The following is a 23,081-nucleotide window of genomic DNA, read 5'->3' as shown; positions in this document are numbered from 1 at the left end:
GATGGACTACGAATGAGGAGAGTCTTTGTGATTAAGCGTTCTATGTTGATGTTGTTGGGAGCAGCCGTTCTGTTCTCCTGCTCTGACGATGGTAATATTCAGGAAGAGTTGATTCCACAGTTGAGCATTGAGGGAACAGAAGGTTCCATCAACTTGCAATTGCCTCGAACCGATGATCGGCCGGCAAAACAAGCAAACTCGGTGATTATCCGCAATACCGGACAAGCACCACTTTCGATTACCAATTTGGAGTGGTTGGCGAAACCTACACGGGTCGATGCCATTGGTGCGAGTGGCTCCGAATGTACGGACGACTCCCAATGTGGCGGTGGAGAGGCTTGTTTGGCTCCAACCTGTGTGTCTTTGGGCTTTGCCCAGACCCCGATCGAGGTGGAACCAGGCCTGCGATATGACCTTGAGTTTTTGGTTACCACCGGAAGCGGAGAATTGGATTGCCCGGCCGCGCCTGAGGGCACGCCTGAGGAGTTCTTGAACTCGTTTTGCGGTGCTTTTCAAATCTCCACCAATGCCATCAACTCTGGAGGGCTCGTAGAGAACGGTTCCGCCACCATCTATCTCCTGCGTCCGTCTTCGAGCGGTCAAATCGAGATTACGCCAGACTTCGTGGAATTCCAGCTCGTGCAGCCTGGCGTGCCTCAGACTCGTGATGTCAGCGTCAGAAACGTAGGCAGCGAGACCTTGACCGTCACCGAGATTTTCATCGCTTCAATGCGTGAGTTTGTAAGTGTGGGTGGTGAGACGCCGCCTGTTGAGATCGAGCCAGGTACCTCAAACACTTGGACCGTCACCGTGTCGGTGCCTGAGGGCACGGACCCTTCGGAGTATGAAGGCTTTACGGAATTGACAGTAAACTCAACGGCCGTAAATAACCTCAGCGGCGGTAAGATCCCTGTCCAGATCAGCGCCGGGGCCGCGAGTGCTCCCCTGATTTCCGTGGACCCCACCACGTTGGCTTTTGATCAGGCTGACCGGCAGACCATTACGATTTCGAATGATGGGGACGCCACTCTTCAGGTCACAAGCCTGACGGTGACTCCTGCATCGACGCGTGCTTTCTACAAGTGGGAAGTGGATGGCACAGATGTCACCAACAATTTCCAAACTATCAATGTGCCAAAGGGCGAAACCAAAGACATCGTTGTGGTGTTTGAGCGACCAGCCGGCAATGAGGATTCGGCTGTAGCTACGTTGCAAATCAATCACAATGACCGTATTGCGAACTCACGAACCGAAGTGACTTTGCTGGGCGATGCTGGTGATGTGCCGATTGCTCGGATCTATCCGACAGGATTTACGTTCCAGGCAGCTCAAGGCGAGATTTCTACTCGCACGTTTGTGATTAGAAACGTTGGTACGGCAGACCTGGAAATCACCGATGAAGACCTACAATTTTCGGTGGGCGATGAGTCGGGCGCAGAGTTTCAGGTCAGCGGTCACCTGGGTACTATTGCTCCTGGTGGGCTTCGAAGCGGCACCGTGACGTTCACCGGTGCAAACGCAACTGAAGACATCGGCGTGGTGATTTTTGAGTCGAACGATCCGAACACCAGTATTGAGCTTGGAATCAAGGACGTGGTCGCCGCGGCAGCACCTGTGAGTGCGGTGATTACCCCTGCGTCACTCAACGACGGTAAGGTGGGCGTGGTGGCGTCGTTCTCGGCTAACGAGTCAACCCCTGCGCAAGCCATTACGAACGCACTTTGGACGCTCACCTCGCGACCAGCCGGTAGCAACGTCTTCTTTAGTGCCACAGGCGCTGAAATGCAGTTTGTACCCGACGTTGCAGGCGAGTACACCTTCTCCATGCTGCTTAGCAGCGAATTGCGAGAATCAGAGGCAACGTTCACGCTAAACGTTGTGCCTTGAGCCCGTTACGGTTACGCTTGCGCCTCAATCCTGAGTAGTGAGGCGAGGCGTGGCCGAAGTCATCTTTTCCAATGTCCAGAAGAGTTATGGGGAGACCGAGATTCTCAAAGGCGTGGATCTAGAGGCTTCCGCAGGCGAGTTCATCGTCCTCGTTGGGCCTTCTGGTTGTGGCAAGTCAACACTATTGAGGCTTGTTGCGGGTCTTGAAGATATCACGGGTGGCGAGATCCGGATTGGAAGCAAAGTCGTCAATGACGTGGCTCCTCGGGACCGTGGTGTCGCCATGGTATTTCAGTCCTATGCGCTCTATCCGCATATGAGTGTTCGCGAGAATCTGGGCTTTGGACTTTCTATTAGAAAGGAAGACCCGAAGAAAATCGCAAGTGCTGTGGAAGAGGTGGCCAAGATGCTGGATATTTCGGCGCTCTTGGATCGTCTGCCGAAACAGCTCTCCGGCGGCCAACGTCAGCGGGTCGCCATTGGGCGTGCAATCGTCCGGCAGCCGGATGTATTCCTTTTTGATGAGCCGCTCTCGAACCTTGATGCAGCTTTAAGGACCCAGATGAGGGTAGAACTCAAAAAGCTGCACAAGCGGCTAAAGTCCACGATGATCTATGTGACCCACGACCAGGTCGAGGCGATGACACTCGCCGACCGTATCGTGGTCATGAACGGTGGTGTGGTTCAGCAGGTAGGAAGCCCTCTAGAGCTCTTTGAGAGGCCCTCTAACTTATTCGTAGCGGGTTTCATAGGAAGTCCCGGAATGAACTTCCTGAAGCTTAAGAACGGCCTTCCTGAGGGCTTTGAGGTGCCGGAGATTCCAGATGGTACCGACGTTGTTGGCATCAGACCTCAACACCTCGAACATTGGGACGGGCATCAGACATCTTTCCCGATGCAGGTCGAGGTTGTGGAGTCGATGGGCTGGGAAGCGCATCTTCACGGTGGGGTGGGTGGGCAGCCGGCAGTGGCCGCGTTGGAGTTCGAGTCTGTAGCCAGGATGAAGTTTCCCGGGGAGATTCGCCTGGGCTGTGACCCGCGACACCTTCATTTCTTCAATAGTTCTGGGGTTGCTATTTCTAGTACCCGTCCACAGTAATTCTGAGCAGTTGACGCCGCCTCACCACGATCTTTTTGCCTTGCTCCTCGACGATGCTCTGGTTGATTGGGGTAGGCGGCGGGACAAAAAAGAAAGGCGAGAACAACGTTCTCGCCTTTGTTGGTTTCTTGCCGGGATGCCATTCGAGGAGGACATCGCCCTGCTCTACCGGGGGCTATTCTTTCTCAAGCTTCAAGATGTACGGACCGTACTCAGTACCACCATTGCCCAAGTAGATTTGGACGGTGTCGTTAGCATTCATGACAAACGAAGCTTCGTGGCGATTATCTACAAAGGCTATATCACTGAAGGTCCCGTTCGCGATGGTTTGAACGATGGGCGTCATATCCGTCGCCTCATACATGATGGTCAAATTCCACGTCCCGGCTTCTGGTGCTCGGAAGAGGAAGTAGTCATCTTGAGTATTGTTTGCGCCTGGGCATGAAGCCATCGCGTAGACTCCACCTTGCGTGAGAGTTGCTCTCTGAGCAGGTGTGTTGTTTGGTTCGTACTGATCGTCTGGGCAACTGAATGCGGCAGACCAAGTGCTGTCTCGGCTCACGTGGAGATAATAAGGAACCTCCGTAGTGCTTCCGGCGTCATTGCTAACACCAATGAAGTGGGTGCCTGTTGCGGTTGGTCTGAAGGTCAGCGCTTCGTCATTTGTTGAGGAGTTGGCGGACGCGTTCATAAGGACCGTACCAGCCGCGTTGCGAACTTCGATGGCCAGGTCAGCTTCGGTATCGACGTGGTCGAAGAATGCACGCAAACGGTAGTCGGTGTTCGCGTTAGTGACATTGTATGCATACCAGTCGATATCTGGACCGCATGCATTAGTGTCGATTAGGTTCACTACCGCGTTTGAGAGCGTGGCTGCGCCCGAGATTGAGTCATTTCGCTCGAACGGGTCTGGGCAATACGGAATCGCTGGCTCAACTGAGTTTGCCGAGATCCAGAGGTCGTACTCGTTGCGGAAGAACGCACCATTTCTCGGAAAGACACGCAAGTAATAGGTCTCAGCCGAGCTAAGTCCTGTGACACTGAGTTCCTCGAGGTTTGTATCTCCGGCGCTTGTTTGCACAACGGTTCCCGAGGAGTCGACCACTTCCATGTCTACGTTACCGAGGAGGTTGTTGACCTCTAGGTTGATGACGAGTTCTGTGGTTGATGCTGGAAGTTGGAACCAGTCCTCGGTGCCTTCGCAGAGGTAGAGAGCGTCGAGCGCTTCTACACCTACTGCTGTGGTGGCGTCAGCGAGTGCTGGAGCTCCCACGGTGTCATCTGGACATGCTCCGGTAAACGAAAGCGAGACTTCGAGGTCGTAGTCACTCCTGAACGTTCCGTTTCCGTAGATGTTGATGATGTAGTTCTCACCGGTTCCAGAATTTGTGGCGGTCAGTTCCTCGTTGTCTGTTTGAGACGTTGACGAGTTGACGACCGTGCTCGAGCTATTCTGTCGGTAAAGACGCGCGTTGATATCACCGTTTGTGTGGGCGAAAAGTACCTCTACATCTAGAGTTGCACCTGAGGGTACGAACACGCTGTAGTAGTCCGGGTCTGTTGGGTTGCCGTTGCAAAGCTGCAGGTTTTCCGTGAGGCCGAGCGGTAGTGCCTTTGCCGTTACAAACGTGTCGTTGTTTTCGAACTCGTCGGGGCACACTCTATCTGCAGGTCCCACGCCGTTGGCGTAGAGCATCAGATCGTAAGAGACCCTTGCTCGCTCTGGCGAGAACACGCGGATGAAGTAGGCACCGGCTGCTGCTGGCGTGAACTGAACAGACTCATCGTCCGATGTGGTGGTCGAAGTTCCGACCTCGGTCATGGTTGAGTCGTAAACCGTGATGTCCAGGTTACCCACGTTATGTGTGAAGTTCAGGAATGCCTCAAACGGCTCGGTTTCGAGTTGAACTTGGAACCAGTCTTCCGTGCCTTCGCAGAACGAGAGGGCGCGGTAGAGGCCTGGTACATCAATGGTTGGGGCACTGCTTGAATCACCGTTTGGAGCGAACGCGTCGTCCACGCACCCAGGTGCCGGCGTGGTGGTGACGTCCATGGTGTAAGGGGCTTGGACGTTGTTTGTGGACGTCGTTACACGCCATTTGAGCGTTTGATCTCTAGGTGACGTGTAGGTCACGGACTCGTTGTCCGAGAACGAACGAGACTCGGCCACCGTGGAGGTGGTGGACCTGTTTCCGTATAGGAAGAGGTCGATGTTGCCCTGATTATGAGGGAACGTGAGATCGATCTGAATGGTCTCACCCGCAAGGATATCATACTCGAACCAGTCATCATCACCGGTACAGACGAGGAGACCGTAAGAGCCCGTGCCGATGGGGCTAGAATCTCCAGCCGAATCGTTGTTCTCGAAAGGGTCTGGACATGCTGGGTCAGCTGGGCCAGTTCCGTTGACGTAGGTTAGGAGCCAGTAGGTGTTGCGTGCAGGGTCTTTGCCTTCCACTCGAAGGTAGTAAGTTCCTGCTTCTCCGGTGGCCACACTGTAGGTCACGGACTCGGTGTCCGCGTCTGAGTCGCCGGCTGCCAAAACGGTGGTTTGGTCTGGGGCGATGATGAATGCATCAAGGTTACCCTGCGCGTTGTCGAAGGTGATGTCCCAACGGATCTCGTCTCCTTCTTCGAGGTCGATTGCGAACCAATCGGAATCGGTGTCACAGACGCGAAGCCCGGTGATGACATTGTCGGTTCCGAGTCGCGCGTCTGCGATTGGGATCACCGTAGCTTCGGTTCCTGAGTTGTTTGGCTCTCGTGAATCATCCACACAAGGCGGACCATCTTGGATGTCGACTTCAAGCGCGTAGGGCACGTTGATTCCGGCGAAGAGGTTCGCGAGGATGTTGAAACGCCCTCCCACGTTGGCGGTGTACGTGATGGTCTCTGCAACTTGAGTCGAGTTGGGGATGGTTTCACGCGTCTCTGTGGTGATGAATGTGGAGCAGTCGTTTGGTCCGAAGAGGGTGATATCCAAGTCGCCCGCTGCGACGGCTGGGTCGTAGATGGCTCGGAATGTCACAGTTTGGAGGGGAAGAAGGTCTACCGCATAGTAATCAGAGTCGGCACAAACGGCGAGGTCTGTGTAGGTGCCTGCAGTAAGTACGTTCGCGGTGCCGCACGTGTCGTTGGTCTCAAAATCGTCCGAGCATTGGTTGTCGCGTTGGAACCACTCGAGCTCATAATCAACGTATCCGGCATTGGTGCTGACGCGGACTTCGAGCGTGAGAACCTGAGCTACGTCATTGACGTATTGAATTTGCTCTACATCTTGGCCGGTCAACGCTTGAGCCACGATATCGCCAGCGGCGTCACGCAAGACGAGGTCGATGTCACCGAGGCGAGCTGGTGCTGCTGCACGGATGGTTACGATTTGGTTGTCGATGACGTCCAGCGTGTAGAAGTCAGGATCCTCGCCACAAACCTGGGCGGTGACGTCAGTTTCGGCCGCCAATTCTGCCGCTTCTGCAATTGAGTTGTTTGGCTCGAAGGTGTCGGCGACACATGCAGGAGCCGGTGTAGAAGAGATTCGAATCTGGTAGGGGGCGCTGTCGTTGATGATGGAGCCACGAACCTGAACGGTGAATGTTCCGGCGACGGCGGTACCATAGCGGATGAGCTCGGTGCCATTATCTTCAGAAGGAGGCCGTGCGGACGAGGCGATTTCCACACCATCCACCGTACGAAGTGCCACGTCGAGATTACCAGCCGTAGCGTAGTTTAGTTCAACCTCGATGACGTCGCCTGCTTGGGCCTCGAACTCGTACCAGTCACCGTTTGTCTTCTCTTTGCAGAAATTAGGCTCATCGTCGTCTGCTGGCTCAAACGGAAGCGTGGTGACTTCAAACGCGTTATCGATATCGTCGTTGTTTCCGTAGACATCAGGCGGGCAAGTAGGTGGCAGATTTACACAGAGACCGCGAGAAGGATTTTGAGCTTCATCATCGGAGTTGCCCTGAGTGAAATCGCAGAATTGAGATGCCGGGCATTGTGAACTGTCGGTGCAAGCCTGGCATACACGAGGGCTTCCGGTGCAGATATAGCCGACATTGATGCCCGCGCAGTCGCTGCGAGTGTTGCAAGTGTCTACACATTCAAGGTTGAAGCATGCCTGTCCTTCACCTGTGCAATCCGCACTAGTCTCACAACCGGCGACACAACGGTAACCCTGTTCAGCCGAGCAGATCTGGGAAAGGCCGCATTCGTCATTGTCTCGGCAGCCACGGCGACACACACGTCGTCCATCAGATGCTCTGGGTTCGCAGATATCACCGATAGCGCAATCTGAGTCGTCGCCGCACTCTGGCTTAACAATACAGCGTTGTTGCGCTGCAGAGCAGATGTACTCGTTGCCATCGTTGAGTTGTTGCGCGTAGGCGATACAGACCGAATCGTTGTTGCAATCGCCGGTGTATTCACACGCGGAAGGTGATGCTTCGGTGTTACATGTTTGGAACTGCGGGCATGATCCAGTGGTGCATCCTGACGCCTCGCAAAGTCGGGTCAACATGTTGCAGGACTCGCCTTCTCCACAGTCGTCAGCCGAGCTACAGCCTTCGCGACAACGATTGTTGACACATACAGCGTCGGTACATTCATCGTCGCCGGCGCATGTCGCATCCACGCACTCTCCCGCAACGCAATAATTACCAAAGGTGCAGTCGCTTGAAGCCTCGCAGGAGTTGTCAGGGGCTACACATGCACCTGCGGTGCAGTCGAAGCCTTCAGGACAATCAGAGGCGGATGAGCACGTAGTGTCAGGGTCAGAGTCGCCGCAAGCGCCGAGTAGGGCGACGAGCGATAACGTTCCGATAAGACGAATGAACTTGGATAATGTCATGAGATTCCGTTCCTTATTAATCTGTTCATGCGCGCGCATGTTCGAACGTGCAACGGTAGGCGATCCTTCGATCAGAATCAACCAGCCTTGTACCTGCCAGAAAGTCGAAGTTTTAGACCGAAAGGTGAGTGGTGTTGCGTGCCGCGCGCCGTCAATACTTTGTCGTTGTGTAGATATGCAAAATTTTGGATACTTCTAAGTAGACGAGTCCTTTTTGAACAAAAGTGAGAATAAAGATGACGCATTGGCATCGGCTTCTGTGGGTTAGCGCCCTTGTTGTGGGCGGGTTTTTGGCCAGTTGTGGTGACGATACATCGGGTAGCGGTGTAACTCCCGGCAATAATAATGGCACGGACGATATGACGGTGCCTGATATGGGCGACGACATGAACAACGGGTCGTCCGACGCGGGTGATGAAGATCAGGGAGATGGCGGAGATCCAGTGCCCACGTGTGATTCATCGGATCCGAACGGGGATGAGGATGGTGATGGGATCCTCAATCGACGTGATAATTGTCCGTGTGTGGCGAATCCCGGCCAGTCGGATGCCGACCGCGATAGCGTGGGTGACGTATGCGATAATTGTGTAAGCGTTGCAAACCTTGAGCAGGACGACACCAACGGTGATGGCGTGGGGGATGCCTGTGATGCATGGGTGGATACCGATGGTGACGGCGTCCGCGATGTGTTTGATAACTGTATCGACGTCGCTAACCCCGACCAGGAAGATAGTGATGGCGATGAAGTCGGAGACGCCTGTGATAACTGCGTCGATGATGCAAATGCAGATCAAGAAGATACCAACGGTGACGGGCGAGGCGATGCATGCGAGAGGCCGACAGATCCTACGCGAGACACTGATGGTGATGGTGTACTCGACGGAGAGGACAACTGTTGGTTGGTCGCAAATCCGGGCCAGGAGGATAACGACGGCGATACGATCGGAAATGAGTGCGATAATTGTGTAGAAATTGCGAACTTCGACCAAGCCGACGCGGACGCCGATGGTGTTGGAGATGCGTGCGCAGACGATTCGTTGACTCGAGACACGGATGGAGACGGGATTCGAGACATCGAGGATAATTGTCCGATGGTCGTTAATGTCGGGCAGGAAGATCAAGACCTCGATGGTGTGGGCGATGATTGTGATAACTGCCCATTCGTTGCGAACCTCGCACAAGAAGACGCGGACAATAACGGCGTGGGCGATGCGTGTGACGGTTTGCTTGATCCGACGGGCGACGAGGATACAGACGGCGTGTTGAATGCGACCGATAATTGCCCGTTTGACGCTAATCCGGATCAGGCGGATGGCGACGGAGACGGGCTCGGTGATGCGTGCGACAACTGTCCAACCATCGCAAACAACAACCAGCTGGATCAGGACAATGACGGTACCGGCGATGTGTGCGAAGGCCTCTCTGACCCGAATGGCGATCAGGACGGCGATGGTGTGACCAACGCTACCGACAACTGTCCGGTAGTGTCGAATGCCGACCAGAGCGATATCGACGGCGATGGCATCGGCGATGCCTGCGATAATTGTGAAAACGTGGCGAATGCTGCGCAGGCAGACGCGGATAACGACGGAACCGGAGATGTGTGTGAAGGAACTGCGGATCCAAATGGTGACTCGGATAATGATGGCGTGCGAAACGGGGCCGACAATTGCCCGTTGGTGGCCAACACAAATCAGCTCGATACCGATGGCGATAGTGTGGGTGATGCATGTGATAACTGTCCAACGGTTGCCAATGCGTCGCAGCTCGATGCCAACAACAACAATGTGGGCGATGCGTGCGAATTCCTGACCGTGGACAGCGATAACGACACGGTTGCCGATTACGCAGATAACTGCCCTGGTGTAGCGAATACGAATCAGGCAGATGCCGATGGTGATGGCGTGGGCGATGCGTGTGATAACTGCGTGGATGTCGCGAACGCGAACCAGGACGCGAGTGCGTGCAGCACACCACCATACAACGCGAATCGCGATTCCGATGGAGATGGAGTTCCAGATATCTCGGACAATTGTCCGAGCAATCCAAATCCTGCACAGGAGGATGCAGACGGCGATGGGCTCGGAAACGTCTGTGATAACTGCCCAATTAAGGCCAACCCATTCCAGGAAGATATCGACGGAAACAACGTAGGAGACGCGTGTGAGCCATTGCCGGGCGCGACGCCGATTTGTAGCACGAGCGATGTTCAGGCAACGCGAATCAAGCCTTCGCTCTACTTCCTGCTCGATTATTCAGGGTCTATGTGTCCAATTCGAAATGGTAACTTTGACGCGCCTTGCTCGCCGACTGAAGGCGGTTCCTATCGTCTCAAGACCATGAAGCAAGCTTTGGATAATCTTGCAGATAACACCAACCTTCTGCAGGACTTCAATGTTGGAATCGCGGCATTCCAAGGAAGTTGTGACAACATCACAGAGCTTCTGGACCTCCAACTCACGCGCACAGCTGCAAGTTTCAAGAGTAGCTACGCGACGCGGAATGCGAACGGTGGAACACCTACAGCTCCTGCGATTGAGGATTCACTACAAAACAATTGGCATATCATTCCTGGCGACCCAACACCCGATCGTCCTAAAGCCTTGATCGTGATTACAGATGGGACACCAACCTCGAGCTGTGGCAACACCACCAATGCAGCCACAGCGGCATACAACATGGGCAACGGTGTTCCTGTGTATTTCGTAGGATTCGACAACCTGACGAACACCGAACAGAATAACATGCAAACCTTCGCGACAGCCGGAGGAACCAGCAATTGGTACGAGGTTTCGTCTACCGATCAGTCTTCATTGGTCAACGCGGTCAGCACGATTGCAAGCCTGACTGTGAGCTGTGATGTGCAACTTGTGCCGGAGCCGGAGGATGACTTGAGCCGCCTGAGGGTTTCGATGCTCAATGGCGCGATGACGACTGTAGTGCCAGAGGGTGCACCGAACGGATGGACCCTGGGCAATAATAACGTGGTCTCTTTGGAAGGTCAGTCCTGCACCGATCTGACCACAGCCGCGGCCAATGCCAATGTCGGAGACACTGTGGGCATCGAAGTCGAAATCGCATGCAAGACCACATGTACTCCGAGCACGGAAGTCTGTGACTTCGTGGATAACAACTGCGATGGCGTGGTGGACGAGGGATGTGAAGGCTGCGAACCGGAGGTTTGTGGTGATAACACCGATAACGATTGCGATGGATTCATCGATGAGGGTTGTGGTGGTTGCGTCCCAACGCCAGAGGTGTGCGACGGCCAGGATAACGACTGCGACAACGACGTAGACGAAGGGTGCTTCACACCGATTTGTGTGCCTTCGGCCGAGATCTGCGACGGCATCGACAACGACTGTGACAATCAGGTCGACGAGGGTTGCCCGACGACCACGTGCGTTCCTTCCGTTGAGATCTGCGACGGTATCGACAACGACTGTGACAATCAGGTCGACGAGGGTTGCTCTACTCCAAGCTGTATTCCAGAGCCTGAGGTGTGTGACGGCGTTGACAACGATTGTGACAATCAGGTTGATGAAGGTTGTCCGGGGACGGCTTGTATTCCAGAGCCTGAAGTTTGCGACGGTGTAGACAACAACTGCAACAACGTGGTGGACGAAGGATGCGCGGTTTGCGTTCCAGGCCCCGAGATCTGCGATGGCGTTGACAACGATTGTGACGGCGATGTGGACGAAGACTGTATCGCTTGTCCAGATGGGCCTTCACCTGAGATTTGCGACGGCGTTGACAACGATTGTGACGGTGTTGTGGACGACGGTTGCGGACCTGGCTTCTGCTTTGAGGAGAACGAGATCTGCGACGAACTCGACAACGATTGCGACGGCGAGATTGACGAGGAGTGTATTGAGTGTCCGGATGGTCGTCAGCCCGAGGTTTGTAACCGCGAGGACGATGATTGCGACGGACTGATCGATGAAGGGTGTCCGGAAGTAATCCTCTAGTTCGCCTCGGTTGGATCCTTGCCAACGTGCAAGCTTGGCACGTGGCGCATGATCTCTAGGTGCTTCTGAGAGCCAATCTCATCGAGCATCGCCGCGTTTGGCCGCCACGGCCTAGCCCACGAACTCAGCATTTCATTTTTTAGGCGCATCACCCGGTTCGCGGACTCAAAAATCCGCGTCCGGTCGCGCTCGTTTTCTGAGAGTTTGAGTAGGTGGGCCCAGGCCTTCTCCCACTTTTCCTGAGTGTGGCAGATTAGAAAGATGTCGATGCCAGCACGGAGCCCAAGCTCCACCATTTCTTCCACTGAGTAAGTCTCGGAGACAGCCTTCATCTCAAGGTCATCAGTGATGACCACGCCTTTGTAGCCGAGTTCTTGGCGAAGCAATCGAGTCATTACGGCGTGGCTGAGCGTTGCGGGGTGAACGGTGTCTAGCGCAGGGACCATAATATGTGCCGTCATCAGCATTGAGATATCGGCTTCAATCATCTTTCGAAACGGTTCGAGTTCCACGTCTTCAAGGCGCTCTGGGGCGTGGTTCAAGACGGGGAGTTCGAGATGGCTATCGGTGTCCGTATCCCCATGCCCAGGAAAGTGTTTGCCGCAAGGAATCACGCCGGCAGTCCAATGACCTACAAGGAAGGCACCCGCCATTCGAGAGACTTCGTGTGGCACGTTGGAAAAGGCTCGGTCGCCGATGATCGGATTGTCTGGATTGGTATCTACGTCGATGACAGGCGCGAAGTTGAGGTTGAAGCCACAGGCCGCGACTTCCGTGGCGATTACTTCAGAGACTTGAGCGCAAAGCGATGTGTTCTGGGTTTGCCCTACGGCGCGCATCGGTGGAATCGGAGTCAACGGATCGCGCAATCGCACAACTCGCCCACCTTCTTGGTCCAGCGAGACAAAGGGAGGCGCAATCGCGTCTCTCGCGGCATCGTGGATAGCACCATTAAGGCGCAAGACCTGCTCCAAGGTGGCAACGTTTCGGCGAAAGAGGATAACGCCGCCAATTTTGCCCTCGGCCAAGGCGTCCTGAATGGCCTCTGGCGGGTGTTCGTCACTCCCTTGGAACCCTACAACCAGAAGTTGGCCGATGGCTTTCTGGATATCTTTGGGGTCTTGGGAAAAGGGATTGAAATAGGGGAGTGAAGGTTCCACAGATACTCCGAATCAATGGTCTTGTAATCCTCTTGGGTCGAGCATGTCTCGAAGTCCGTCCCCGAGGAAGTTGATGCCGAGCACGCTAAACATGATGGCGAGCCCGGGGAAGATGGCGAGGTGAGGGGTGAGCAGGAAATAAGCTGCACCCTGGTCTAGAAGGGCGCCCCAGCTCGGGTGCCCTTGGGGACCGAGCCCGAGGAAACTTAGAGAGGCTTCGGCCAGAATAGCGCCAGCGACTCCAAAGGTAGCTTGGACAATAACCGGACCAAGCACGTTGGGGATGATATGGCGCAAGATGATTCGGGAGGTTGGAAAACCCAGTGCCCTCGCGGCCTCTACGTAGGTCTTTTCTCTTTCGAGTAAAACCTGTCCGCGCACGAGTCGTGCGTAGCCAGACCATCCCGTGACCGAGAGTGCCCCAACCACCGCCAAAAGGCTCGGGTCTTGAGTCACAAAAATAATCAGAATGGCAAGCAGAATGCCGGGAAACGCCATAAGTACTTCGGTCACGCGCATCAACGCTTCGTCTATCCAGCCTCCGAAATACCCAGATATGGCTCCCAATGTGATTCCGATGAACGAACAGGTGAGGACCGTGGATAGTCCGACGATGGCTGCGACGCGAGCTCCGAAGATGACGGAGGTGAACACATCGGCCCCGTTTTCGTCCGTTCCGAACCAGTGCTCAGATGAGGGTGGTTGAAGCTGTTTGGTGATGTCCACCATGTCGAGGTCGTAGGGCGTGAGCCAGGGCGCAAAAAGTGCCGCGAGCGCCATGACGGCCACGATTAAGGCACCAACTCTGGCGAGGCCTCGACCAGCTGGACTTCTTCTTCGGGCTTTCGGGCGCTTGAATAACATCAGTCGTACCGAATTCGTGGGTCTACCACGCCGTAGAGTAGGTCAGTCAGAAAGTTCACCACGACATAGGCCATCGAGATAAAGAGCACACATCCCTGGACGATGACGTAATTTCGGGCCTCGATGCCGTCGAGGAGCAAAGTGCCTACACCGGGCCGCGCGAAGACCTTCTCGACGATGATAGCGCCAGAGAGGAGTGCCCCGAATTGCAGGCCCAAGACGGTCACAACAGGCACCAAGGCGTTTCGAAATGCGTGTTTGACGATGACAACATGTCTGGGCAAGCCCTTGGCTCTGGCCGTTCTCACAAAGTCTTGGTTCAAAACCTCAAGCATACTTGAGCGGACCATCCTCATGAGTTTGCCGCTCATACCGCTGCCGAGTGTAAATGCAGGCAGGATCAGGGCAGAGAGGCCGAATACGCCTGAGCCTGGATTAGGAAGTGCCTGAAGGCTCAAGCTAAAGAGGATCAGGAGCATCGGACCGAGCCAGAAATTCGGGATGGAAATCCCGAGAAGGGCCACGACGGCAGAGGAATTGTCCCAGAAAGAGTAGGGGCGAACGGCGGCCAGTATTCCGAGCGGAAACGCGATCAAAATGGCGATGAGAAGGCTTGCGCCCGCGAGCTCCATCGTGGGGCCAATCGTATGGACGAGTTTGTCCATCACCGTGACCCCTCGTTCGTCGCAGAGCTCGCCGAGTGTCCCGTTGAACACGGTGCCCCATAGTTCGAAGTATTGGGTCCAGAGTGGCTTGTCGAGACCTAGACATTGACGCATGGCCTCTTTATCTACGTCCAGCGCCTGCTCACCCAAAATTGATGCGATGGGGTCACCAGGCACCGCCCGAATGGCGACAAACACGAGTGTGACCACGCCAAGAATGACGAAAATCGAGGAAAACAGGCGTCGGAGAAGAAAGCGACCCATCCGTGGTTGCTACTCGCTCATCGAAGGAATATCAGTGAATCGAAATGCCCGTCTCTGGGCTTATCTATCTGCCTACGCGTTATTTCGGGTAAGCGCAACTATCGTGCCCTCTTGGAGATGAAAATGCTATTAGTTGTTGACGTTGGAAATACGAATACGGTTCTCGGTGTGTACCGAGGCGAAGAGCTCGTTCATCATTGGCGCGTTCAGACGGAGAGGGGCAGAACGGCGGACGAACATGGGATCATGTTGGGTCAGTTGATGCACTACGCGGGCGTGGACCGTCAGTCGATACGCGGCTCAATCATCAGTTCTGTGGTTCCCCCGATGGAGCATACTTGGACGAAGACGTGCGAAGGATATCTCGGTCATACGCCGATCGTGGTGGGGAAGGATGCTAAGGTCGATATGCCTGTGCTCTACGAGACCCCTTCGGAGGTTGGAGCCGACCGTTTGGTCAATGCGATTGCCGGCTGGGCGCGCCATAAACGGCCGATGGTCATCGTGGATTTTGGTACCGCCACAACCTTCGACGCCATTTCTGGTGAGGGGGCCTATCTTGGTGGAGCAATCAGTCCCGGGGTTATCGTAGCAAGTGAAGCGTTGTACCGCTCGGCCAGTAAGCTTCCGCGGGTCGAGATTGCTCGTCCGCGAAATGTCATTGGGTCCACCACGGTCGACGCCATTCAGTCTGGCCTTCTCTATGGGTACACGGGGCTTGTGACGGGGATCGTCGAGCGAATGAAAGAAGAGCTTGGGCCTAACACCGTTGTGATTGCAACGGGTGGATTGGCAAGATTCATTGCCAAAGAGGCAACTTGTATTGATGAAGTAGACGACCTGCTGACCCTAACGGGGTTGAGGCTCATCTTCGAAGCGACTGAGCTAGGGAACTAACTTATTGGGCAGGAGCTTCGGCGGGAGCCTCTGCGGGCGCGCCTTCGGCAGGTGCTGCAGCGTTGTTGGTCGCCGCGTTGGTTCCAGCGTTTGTGCCACCATTGGTGCCGTTATTGGTAGCAGCCGGAGTTGGGGCGGGCTCTGGTGCAGGCGGGGCATCAGGTAGCTCCTCGAGCTGAGTACCCTGCGCGCCATACGCCTTAGTGAGCTCTTCTTCTGATGGAGGGTTGAGCTCGTCTGCACGTCCACTCAACACCAACTGAATGGGTTGGAGGAAAGCAACCACGATTAGGATGGTCGTGATCAAACCCCACATCCAAAGAGCGATAGGCTTCTCTTTACCTTCCTCTTGTAGCTCGAAGAACGAGAAGTAGAAGGTATAGGGGGGGAATAGAAGTACTCCCATGCCTTTCCCAGTGGAAATTCTGAACGCATATTTTGCGATGCCGTAGGCACCAAATGCAGAAACAACAAATGCGATGACGACAAGGATAATCGTCAGGTAACCAAGATTCATGAAGCCTCCGGCATGACCCGTGACAACCCAAAAAGGCTGCTCGAAGTCCGCTTGTTTACCGGAGCGATTCCGTCTGGTCAACCGTCGACTTTGGTTGTTGACAAGAGTCGCTCTCCCCCGATACCGTTCATTCACGCTTACACGACTCATACGCCACGGACGGTCGAAATTATGGCCAAGAGCGAACAGACGCGACGAACGGCAAATGCAAGGGGAGCTCGCAAGGGATTGCGGCGTTCAAAAACGATTGCACTCAAGCGCCTCACCGAGGAAGAACGCAAGGCAACCGAAGCATTGCTCGACCAACTCGAGCACTTGCGGCCCAAGCATCGCGACGACTGCCGTATGGCAGATCGACCATGTCCTTACGTGTCGTGCAAATACCATCTCTTCCTGGATGTGAATCCACACACGGGATCGATCAAACTGAACTTCCCTGACCTTGAGGTTTGGGAGTTGTCTGAGACCTGTGCACTAGACGTCGCTGACCGAGGCGGCATCACGCTCGAAGAGGTCGGTGAGCTGCTCAATCTGACCCGCGAGAGGATTCGTCAAGTGGAAGCCACTGGACTCGAAAAGCTCCGTGTGGGATACGACGATGAGCCAGATTCGGACATGTAGTCCGAAGCGTAACCTCACGTAGAATTATGGGAAACAACCAAGCGGGACCATTTGCTCTTCTCAGCGTTTCTGACAAGTCAGGTTTGGAGTCTATCGCGCAGCGACTTGTAGCGGCCGGCTACACGCTCCTCTCTACAGGCGGCAGTGCGAAGTATTTGCGCGCGCAGGGATTTGAGGTGGTGGATGTCAGCAGCGTGACCGGATTTCCAGAGATCATGGATGGTCGCGTCAAGACTCTTCATCCAGCCGTTCATGGTGGTCTTTTGGCTAAACGCAAGGACCCAGCGCATATGGATGCCTTGCATGAGCATGGTTTGGCTAATATCGAGGTCCTCGTCGTCAACCTCTACCCCTTTGAAAGTACGGTAGCATCAGGCGCTGAACACGAGGAGATCGTCGAGAATATCGATATCGGTGGCCCGGCAATGCTGAGAGCTGCAGCCAAGAATTACGAAAATATCTTGGTGGTGGTGGATCCCAACGACTACGAACGGGGCGATCTCTTGGAAGGCCCGTTGAGCCTCAGAAAAGAACTGGCAGCGAAGGCGTTTCATCATACGAGCCGCTATGACGAGGCGATTTGGACCTACCTGGTTGGTAGAGAGGATGGCGCGCTTCGCTATGGTGAAAACCCACATCAGAAGGCGTGGTTGGTGCGCGAACCCAGTGCGCCTGTGCTTCGTGGCTTGAAGCAGCTATCGGGCAAAGAGTTGAGCTACAACAATCTTCTCGATGCAGAAGCGGCGCTCGCTGCCGTGTTGGAATTCGACGACCCATCAGCCGTGGTCGTAAAGCACACGAACCCTTGTGGTGTTGCGTCTCAAAGAGAGATTGAGACTGCGTTTGAACACGGGTTGGCAGGAGACCCGGTGAGCGCGTTTGGAGGGATTCTCGCGCTCAACCGAAAGGTAGAGTTCTCACTCGCCCAGAAGATTTCACGGACCTTTTGGGAGGTGGTTCTTGCGCCGGGTTTCAGTGAAGAGGCGCTCGACGAACTCAGCAAAAAGAAGAACGTCAGACTCCTTGAGATTCCGGAAGGCTTTTCATTACCGCCTCTGCAATCACGGATCACCGCATTTGGCACCCTGAAACAAGAAGCTGATCCCCGCATTAGGTGGGAGATAGAGGGCCTCGAGGTACCCACAAAACTGAAGCCCGATCGGGAAACCTTAGACGCGATGGAGTTTTTGTGGCGCGTCGTGAAGCACGTGAAGTCGAACGCGATTGTTGTTGGGGCAGGGACTCGAACATTCGGTGTTGGTGCAGGGCAAATGAGTCGCGTTGATGCGGTGGAGGCGGCATTGCGTGGTGTGGCCGCAAAGTCGGAGACTAGACCGAGTGGAGCGTTGGTTCTCGCGAGTGATGCTTTCTTTCCCTTCGCCGACGGTGTTGAGAAGGCTGCCGAGGGAGGTGTTCGCGCGATCGTTCAACCTGGCGGCTCGAAACGTGACGCTGAAGTAGTCGAGGCGTGCGACGCCCTTGGGATTACGATGGTGTTTACGGGCACGAGGCACTTCAAACATTAGAGAGGCACCAGTGAAAGTACTAGTTTTGGGCAGCGGAGGTCGCGAGCATGCGATTGCGTGGAAATTGGCCAGAGACGGTGCAGATGTCTGGGTCGCTCCCGGCAACCCCGGAATTGCGGCCGATCCTGAGATCTCTGGCTGTGTAGACCTGGTACCTACGGACGCCAATCAGGTCGCGTTATGGTGCCGGGAAAACAACACGGATTTGGTGGTCGTTGGCCCAGAAGCCCCCTTATGTGCAGGGGTAGCGGACGAACTCGAACGGCAAGGGGTCAAGGTTTTTGGGCCGAATCGTCAAGGGGCTCGTCTTGAGGCTTCAAAAGCTTTCGCTAAGGAGGTCATGTTGGAGGCCGGCGTTAGGACCGCTGAATACGCCGTTTTTGAGGATCTCGAACACGCATTGAACTATGTTTCGAAGCGCTCTCACCCGATTGTAATCAAGGCGGATGGCTTGGCAGCGGGAAAGGGTGTTGTGATCGCGATGACCGAGGAAGAGTCTCGCGAGGCATTGGTTTCGATGATGCAAGACCGGCGGTTTGAAGAGGCTGGAGCGAGGGTCGTAATCGAGCAGTTCTTGCAAGGCCCGGAGCTCTCTTTCATGGTGATCACGGACTCAGATACGGTCTTTCCGCTCGTGACCAGTCAGGATCATAAGCGATTGCTAGATGGTGATGAGGGACCAAACACCGGTGGCATGGGGGCCGTGGTGCCGTCACCTCACACGACACCCGAGCTGGAAAGCCGCCTCATCGAGGAAGTCATCAAGCCAGTCCTAGAGGTCTTGAAGCGCCGTGGGGTCGTTTACCGAGGGTTCCTATATGCGGGAATCATGCTTTGCGAGGATGGCCCCTATGTCTTGGAGTTTAACGTGAGGCTGGGGGACCCGGAGACTCAGGCTATTTTGATTGGCATGCAATCTAACCTCTTGGAGCCGATTCTGGCTGCCATGGATGGTGGACTTGAACACCTAGCTCCCGGTGTGTGTTCGTCGTCGGCCCTGGTGGTGATGGCTGCCGAAGGTTATCCGGAATCCCCCCAAAAGGGGGCAGTGATTTCTGGCTTGGACTTGGTGGAAGGCTCGAAGGTCTTCTACTCTGGAGTCAAGAAGGCCGAAGAATGGACCGTGTCCGGAGGGCGTGTCTTAGGCGTGGCAGCAAGCGCAGGTACACCTCAGGACGCCCTCAAGATGGCGTACTCAGACGTAAAGAAGATCAAGTGGGAAGGTGTTCAATACCGTCAAGACATCGGACGTCTGTAGGCGTAGGAAAAGAGGTAGGCTAGCGTTTCGACATGCCGCCGCGCCTCAAAGGCGTTTTGCCCCCACGCGTAAAACCCGTGCCGCAGGACCATCACGGAGGGCACATTCGTCATGGCACCAAGGATGGCTTCGGCGAGTTTTGGAATCTCGAGGTGATTAGGGACGATGGGCACCGAAATCCGCTCTCGGTCCCAGATATCAAGGCCTTTGATCATCTCGAGTCCCTCAAAGACGGTCTCACCCTCAGCTTCATCGCGCGTAGAGCAAAGTGCAGCGTCTAGATGGTGAACGTGAAAGATTGCCCCGATCTTTGGGTCTGCCGCGTAGAGAAGCGAATGGACCAGTGTTTCGGCGCTCGGCTTGTGAATGGTTGGTTCAGCCGGGGCTGCTCTGAGGTCGCAAAGGAGGAAGTCGTCTGTTTGCAACTCGCCCTTGTTCTTCCCGGACGCAGTGATCAAAAAGGTTGAGTCTGAGGCACGCACGGAGAGATTTCCGGACGTGCCCAAGAGCCAACCGAACTGATAAAATGCCCTGCCTGCCTGGATCATGTCTAGGGAGGCTTTCTCACGATCGAAAGTCATCAGGAACGTTCCGAAAGAAGCAGTTTCGCGATGGTTTGAAGCTGCATATTCGAGGTGCCCTCGTAGATCGTCCCGATCTTTGCGTCACGGTAGAACTTCTCAGCGAGGAACTCCTTGGTGAAGCCGACTCCGCCGTGGAATTCGACACATTTTGAGGCGGCGTATTCTGCGACTTGGCTCGAATAGAGTTTGGCCATTGCGGCTTCTTTGACGAACGGCTTGCCGGCGTCTTTGAGTCTGGCTGCGTTGTAGACCATGAGTCGAGCGGCTTCGATACGCGTCGCGACTTCTGCATATTGGAACTGAAGACCTTGGAATTCAGCGATTTTTTGGCCGAATTGTTCGCGCTCCATCATATGCGCCATGGCGCCATCAAATGCGCCCTTGGCGAGCCCGATCATTTGGGCTCCGATGCCGATGCGACCTTCATTCAAGGTCTCAATAGCAACTTTATAGCCTTTGCCGACTTCGCCGAGAACGTTCTCTTTGGGAACGATGCAGTTCTCCATGATGAGCTCTGTGGTCGAAGATGCGCGGATTCCAAGTTTGTCTTCCTTCTTACCAACGCTGAACCCTTCGAACTCACGCTCGACCAGGAAACCGGTGATTCCACGGTACCCTTTGGATGGGTCGATGTTGGCGAACACAATATAGAAGCTAGCTTCGGCGCCGTTCGTAATCCATAGCTTGGTGCCATTGAGCTTCCAGTGATCACCACAATCTTCCGCTCTTGTTTGAAGGGCGAACGCGTCGGATCCGCTCGCGGGCTCACTCAGGGCGTAGGAGCCGACCCATTCGGAGCAAAGTTTTGGGAAGTACTTCTCTTTGAGAGCGTCGGACGCAAAGTTATGGATGGCGTTGTTGACGAGAGTATTCTGCACGTCGACAAATACCGAGACGCTTGGGTCGATGGTCGCGATTTCTTCGATGGCGAGGATGGCCATCATGAAGGAGCTTTCGGAGCCACCGTATTGTCCCGGGACTTCGATTCCCATGAGTCCCAAATCGAACGCGCCCTTAATGATACTTTTGTCGATCTGGCCTGCCTGGTCCATGGCATGGACCTTAGGGGCAACTTCCTTGCGTGCCCAATCTCGGACCGCTTGTTGGAACATGATTTCGTCTTCGCTAAGCACAGTGAGTGGCGTGCTCATGGTTCACCTCAATACTTAAAGTGTAGATCTTTGACTTAAAAAATCGGAACTTCGGGTTTCTTTTCAGCGGGCTTGATGTCGACCCAGTCGTCATTGGACTTGGTCTCAGGTTGCTTCTTCGTCTTGACCGGTTCCTTCTTCGTCTTCGCGGCCGGCTCTGAGGGTTTGGATGCAACGCGGTCTGGTTCGGGTTCGGCGGGCTTCTCCACGACGGGAGGCTCAACCTCGGGCTCTGCTGGGGGCACCGGATTGGCAACGAGCGCGACATCTACGGAAGCAGGAGAGTCCTTGGTAAGTGTGAGCGGCGAGTCAATGTAGCCGTCCGCTTTCAGCACGTATGCTTCGTTACCTTCGACCTTGACCCGCAAGGGGGTTTGGTCAATTCGGGTCTCTCCGTCAAAGAGTGTCGCCACGACTCCGGGTGTCTTAACTTCAACCCATTTTTCTTCGACTTGCTCGGCTGCAACGGGTTCGGCCGCGACAGTGGTAGGTGTTTCAGGTTCAACCATGGCACTGGCGTTGGCGTCGGGCGTTGCTGTCGTGCCTTGCATGCCGAGGAAGTAGTAGGCTCCACCACCAAGTCCTGCAACGACCAAGACAGCAACTAGAATCAGCGCAATCGGGGATTTCTTTTGCGGTATCTCGATCTGGCCGGTGTCGTCGTTAGAAGGCAGCTTGGTGCTCAGCCCCGGATTTAGGGCTGGGGTCGATGGTTTGGTTTGAGGCTCTGGAAGTGGCGCCGGGGCCTGTGGCAACTCGGCCATTTCCACCATTTGCGTTGCGTCATCGTCTGCGGGCTTCGGCGCAGGTTGTGCCGGCGCTGCTACGGGTACCTGCACAGGCTGAAGTCCTGTTGGGACGCTGACCTGGCCCCCACGAGATTGCACCAACTCATTGAGGTCTTGGAGCATCTCGTCGGCAGAGGTGTAACGTCTGTCGAGCTTTTTTTCGAGTGCTTTGACGAAGATCCTACCGAGCGGCGAATCGATAACCTCTTGCGGGATATCGACGGGGTCGTCACTGATTTGTTTGTGCAGGACCTCCCATCTACCCGTGCCTTCAAAAACGCTCTTACCGGTGAGCATTTCCACACCGATAAGTGCCAGCGCGTAGATATCACTTTGGGGACCGATGCCTTGTCCGGTGATTTGCTCGGGGGCCATATACCGCAGTGTGCCGACCAAAACGCCAGCGGATGTCAGCGGGTCTGCGTCGTCATCTTCTTCAGCCTGGCCAACAATTTTGGCGATCCCGAAGTCCACAACTTTCACAAAATCTCGCTCGCCGTGAAGGTCCGCAATCATGATGTTGGCAGGCTTCAAATCGCGGTGCACGATGCCATAGGAGTGTGCTTCCGAAAGACTTTTCAGGATTTGCCTGAGGATATGGATAGTGCGATCGAGGGGGAGCGGCCCCTTCATCTGGTCCTTAAGAGTGTCCCCTTTGATGAACTCCATGGCGTAGTAGAGCAGGCCATCTTCGCGGTCCCCGCGGAAATCATAAATCCTGATGGTGTTTGGATGCTGAAGATTCCGGACTGCCATGACCTCTCGCCGGAAGCGTTCAATCATCTCGTCGACGTTCATCGCATGAGCCACAAGGACCTTGATGGCGACCTGTCGATCCATCGAGATCTGGCGCGCGAGGTAGACGGCACCGAATCCGCCTTGTCCGAGAAGAGATTCGATTCGGTATGTCTCGTCTAAAATGTCGCCAATCTGGGGCAGGCCTTGCATCGTGCTTCCTATCGTGCCACGGTTCGCCGGGCGTTATC

General features: G+C 55.0%; 14 protein-coding genes and 1 pseudogene. 7 read left to right on the top strand and 8 right to left on the bottom strand.

Annotated elements, in window-relative coordinates; all coding sequences use genetic code 11:
* Window positions 1–27: 27 nt before the first annotated feature.
* Together FRD01_RS07310 and FRD01_RS07305 are read left to right on the top strand one after the other, a co-directional pair.
* Entirely contained in the window at window positions 28–1,887 is a 1,860-nt protein-coding gene (locus tag FRD01_RS07310; RefSeq protein WP_249756093.1) for a choice-of-anchor D domain-containing protein, read from the top strand.
* 49 nt (window positions 1,888–1,936) lie between these two features.
* Window positions 1,937–2,986, top strand: a complete 1,050-nt coding sequence (locus tag FRD01_RS07305) for an ABC transporter ATP-binding protein (protein WP_146958735.1) — start codon at window positions 1,937–1,939, stop codon at window positions 2,984–2,986.
* A 175-nt stretch (window positions 2,987–3,161) separates the two neighbouring features.
* On the opposite strand, the gene FRD01_RS07300 is transcribed toward FRD01_RS07305, so the two are convergent.
* Window positions 3,162–7,832: a PPC domain-containing protein gene (locus FRD01_RS07300; RefSeq protein WP_249756092.1), complete on the bottom strand. Its 4,671-nt coding sequence runs from the start codon at window positions 7,830–7,832 to the stop codon at window positions 3,162–3,164.
* Window positions 7,833–8,068: 236 nt separating this feature from the next.
* Between FRD01_RS07300 and FRD01_RS07295 the strand changes: the two genes are divergently transcribed.
* Window positions 8,069–11,800, top strand: coding sequence for a thrombospondin type 3 repeat-containing protein (locus FRD01_RS07295; protein WP_146958733.1), 3,732 nt, complete (start codon window positions 8,069–8,071; stop codon window positions 11,798–11,800).
* On the opposite strand, the gene nagZ is transcribed toward FRD01_RS07295, so the two are convergent.
* The 3 genes from nagZ to FRD01_RS07280 are packed head-to-tail and all read right to left on the bottom strand — an operon-like array spanning window position 11,797 to window position 14,753.
* On the bottom strand, window positions 11,797–12,960 hold the full coding sequence (nagZ, locus tag FRD01_RS07290; protein WP_146958732.1) for a beta-N-acetylhexosaminidase: 1,164 nt from the start codon (window positions 12,958–12,960) through the stop codon (window positions 11,797–11,799). The two genes, FRD01_RS07295 and nagZ, sit on opposite strands and share 4 nt — an antisense overlap.
* 12 nt (window positions 12,961–12,972) lie before the next feature.
* The gene (locus FRD01_RS07285) at window positions 12,973–13,824 is read right to left on the bottom strand and encodes an ABC transporter permease (protein ID WP_146958731.1); all 852 of its coding nucleotides are present in this window, start codon (window positions 13,822–13,824) and stop codon (window positions 12,973–12,975) included.
* Window positions 13,824–14,753, bottom strand: coding sequence for an ABC transporter permease (locus FRD01_RS07280; RefSeq protein WP_146958730.1), 930 nt, complete (start codon window positions 14,751–14,753; stop codon window positions 13,824–13,826). The genes FRD01_RS07285 and FRD01_RS07280 overlap by 1 nt, the downstream gene beginning before the upstream one ends.
* A gap of 123 nt (window positions 14,754–14,876) precedes the next feature.
* On the opposite strand from FRD01_RS07280, the gene FRD01_RS07275 reads away from it, so the two are divergent.
* Entirely contained in the window at window positions 14,877–15,650 is a 774-nt protein-coding gene (locus tag FRD01_RS07275) for a type III pantothenate kinase (protein ID WP_146958729.1), read from the top strand.
* A gap of 1 nt (window position 15,651) precedes the next feature.
* Here the strand turns inward: FRD01_RS07275 and FRD01_RS07270 are convergent, their stop codons facing one another.
* On the bottom strand, window positions 15,652–16,167 hold the full coding sequence (locus FRD01_RS07270; protein ID WP_146958728.1) for a hypothetical protein: 516 nt from the start codon (window positions 16,165–16,167) through the stop codon (window positions 15,652–15,654).
* A gap of 498 nt (window positions 16,168–16,665) precedes the next feature.
* Here FRD01_RS07270 and FRD01_RS24845 point away from each other — a divergent pair.
* The 3 genes and pseudogenes from FRD01_RS24845 to purD form a co-directional block, all read left to right on the top strand.
* Window positions 16,666–16,788: pseudogene (locus FRD01_RS24845) on the top strand (sigma factor-like helix-turn-helix DNA-binding protein); the annotation flags it as partial.
* A gap of 26 nt (window positions 16,789–16,814) precedes the next feature.
* Window positions 16,815–18,314 carry a bifunctional phosphoribosylaminoimidazolecarboxamide formyltransferase/IMP cyclohydrolase gene (gene purH / locus FRD01_RS07260; protein WP_146958726.1) on the top strand — a complete coding sequence of 500 codons (1,500 nt, stop codon included), beginning with the start codon at window positions 16,815–16,817 and terminating at the stop codon, window positions 18,312–18,314.
* Between the two features lie 10 nt (window positions 18,315–18,324).
* The gene (purD, locus tag FRD01_RS07255; protein ID WP_146958725.1) at window positions 18,325–19,572 is read left to right on the top strand and encodes a phosphoribosylamine--glycine ligase; all 1,248 of its coding nucleotides are present in this window, start codon (window positions 18,325–18,327) and stop codon (window positions 19,570–19,572) included.
* Here purD and mtnB read toward each other — a convergent pair.
* The 3 genes from mtnB to FRD01_RS07240 are packed head-to-tail and all read right to left on the bottom strand — an operon-like array spanning window position 19,551 to window position 23,043.
* Window positions 19,551–20,153 (bottom strand): methylthioribulose 1-phosphate dehydratase, encoded by a 603-nt coding sequence (mtnB, locus tag FRD01_RS07250; RefSeq protein ID WP_146958724.1) that lies wholly within the window; start codon window positions 20,151–20,153, stop codon window positions 19,551–19,553. The genes purD and mtnB overlap by 22 nt on opposite strands.
* Entirely contained in the window at window positions 20,153–21,307 is a 1,155-nt protein-coding gene (locus FRD01_RS07245) for an acyl-CoA dehydrogenase (RefSeq protein ID WP_146958723.1), read from the bottom strand. Before FRD01_RS07245 ends, mtnB begins: the two co-directional genes overlap by 1 nt.
* Window positions 21,308–21,342: 35 nt before the next feature.
* Window positions 21,343–23,043, bottom strand: coding sequence for a serine/threonine protein kinase (locus FRD01_RS07240; RefSeq protein WP_146958722.1), 1,701 nt, complete (start codon window positions 23,041–23,043; stop codon window positions 21,343–21,345).
* Between the last annotated feature and the right edge of the window lie 38 nt (window positions 23,044–23,081).

Origin of the sequence: Microvenator marinus (genome assembly GCF_007993755.1) — a bacterium.
GTDB lineage: Bacteria > Myxococcota_A > Bradymonadia > Bradymonadales > Bradymonadaceae > Allomicrovenator > Allomicrovenator marinus.
The sequence above is the reverse complement of the archived record's forward strand: the minus strand, read 5'-3'. Positions and strand labels throughout refer to the sequence as shown.

Bases quoted from the DNA above. Each gene is read 5' to 3' on its own strand.
- FRD01_RS07275 (WP_146958729.1), top strand. From the start codon at position 14,877: ATGCTATTAGTTGTTGACGTTGGAAATACGAATACGGTTCTCGGTGTG.
- mtnB (WP_146958724.1), bottom strand. From the start codon at position 20,153: ATGACTTTCGATCGTGAGAAAGCCTCCCTAGACATGATCCAGGCAGGC.
- FRD01_RS07300 (WP_249756092.1), bottom strand. From the start codon at position 7,832: ATGACATTATCCAAGTTCATTCGTCTTATCGGAACGTTATCGCTCGTC.
- purH (WP_146958726.1), top strand. From the start codon at position 16,815: ATGGGAAACAACCAAGCGGGACCATTTGCTCTTCTCAGCGTTTCTGAC.
- FRD01_RS07245 (WP_146958723.1), bottom strand. From the start codon at position 21,307: ATGAGCACGCCACTCACTGTGCTTAGCGAAGACGAAATCATGTTCCAA.
- FRD01_RS07280 (WP_146958730.1), bottom strand. From the start codon at position 14,753: ATGGGTCGCTTTCTTCTCCGACGCCTGTTTTCCTCGATTTTCGTCATT.
- FRD01_RS07295 (WP_146958733.1), top strand. From the start codon at position 8,069: ATGACGCATTGGCATCGGCTTCTGTGGGTTAGCGCCCTTGTTGTGGGC.
- FRD01_RS07240 (WP_146958722.1), bottom strand. From the start codon at position 23,043: ATGCAAGGCCTGCCCCAGATTGGCGACATTTTAGACGAGACATACCGA.
- FRD01_RS07270 (WP_146958728.1), bottom strand. From the start codon at position 16,167: ATGAATCTTGGTTACCTGACGATTATCCTTGTCGTCATCGCATTTGTT.
- FRD01_RS07285 (WP_146958731.1), bottom strand. From the start codon at position 13,824: ATGTTATTCAAGCGCCCGAAAGCCCGAAGAAGAAGTCCAGCTGGTCGA.